The organism is Microbacterium sp. bgisy203 (assembly GCF_965345155.1).
In the GTDB taxonomy this organism is placed as follows: domain Bacteria; phylum Actinomycetota; class Actinomycetes; order Actinomycetales; family Microbacteriaceae; genus Microbacterium.
Map to the genome: position 1 here is coordinate 1 of NZ_CBDRLZ010000022.1, position 894 is coordinate 894.

Annotated in this window: 1 protein-coding gene; it reads right to left on the reverse strand. The window is 67.0% G+C overall.

The window, feature by feature from the left end; genetic code table 11:
* Window positions 1–841, reverse strand: a protein-coding gene (locus ACRVYW_RS14055) for an IS5 family transposase (RefSeq protein ID WP_431805358.1) whose coding sequence is annotated in 2 segments (ribosomal slippage) — window positions 1–457 and window positions 456–841 — 843 coding nt annotated over the 2 segments. Because the reading frame shifts where the segments join, the coding sequence is not laid out codon by codon here. This gene is flagged as partial in the annotation.
* Window positions 842–894 lie beyond the last annotated feature (53 nt).

Here is an 894-nt window from a genome sequence, read left to right on the forward strand (position 1 = left end):
GGCTATCGCGGCGCGGTAGGAGCGGGCTGTCTTGTCTGAGCGCATCGCGATGCCGCGCCATTGCTTGAGTTTGTTGAAGCAGCGCTCGACGACGTTGCGTCCCTTGTAGCGCTCCTGCTGGGCTTCCCCGAAGTCGATGGGCCGGCCAGGCTTCCTGCGGCGGTGCGCGATCTGGTCGTCGCGTTCCGGGATCGTCGCGGCGATCTTCCGCTCCCGCAGCCACGCCCTGTTCTTCTTCGACGGGTAGCCCTTGTCGGCGAGCACCCGATCCGGGCGCCGCCTCGGACGGCCGACAGCTCGAGGGACGTGGATCTGCTCGAGTGTGGCGGTCATCATCGTGGTGTCGTTGATGTTCGCGCCGGTGATCACCCAGCTCAGCGGACGTCCACGCCCGTCGCAGACGAGATGCACCTTGCTCGTCAACCCGCCACGGGAGCGGCCGATCCCGTGATCAGGCGGCTCTTCCCGCGGATTCTTGTGATTCGACACAGCCCCCTGTGTCGCGGCTGAGGGTCGCGCCGTGCTGGTGCACGCGCGCGATCGTCGAGTCGATCGACACCACCCAGTCGAGCTTGCCCGCCGCGTCCGACTGCTTCTGCACCTCGGCGAGCAGCTTCTCCCAGGTGCCGTCCTCGGCCCAGCGCGCGAACCGCTTGTAGATCGAGTTCCACTTCCCGAACCGCTCCGGCACATCCCGCCAGGGCGCCCCCGTGCGGTACTTCCAGGCCATGCCCTCGACCGCGAGACGATGATCCGTCCACGGCCGCGACCTGCCGACCGGCACCGGCATCAGCGGCTCCAGAACAGCCCACACCTCATCCGAGATCTCCTGACGCGTCACACCATCGAGACTCGCCGATCCTGAGCCTGAACCTCTTGATCAACACGCCCTAG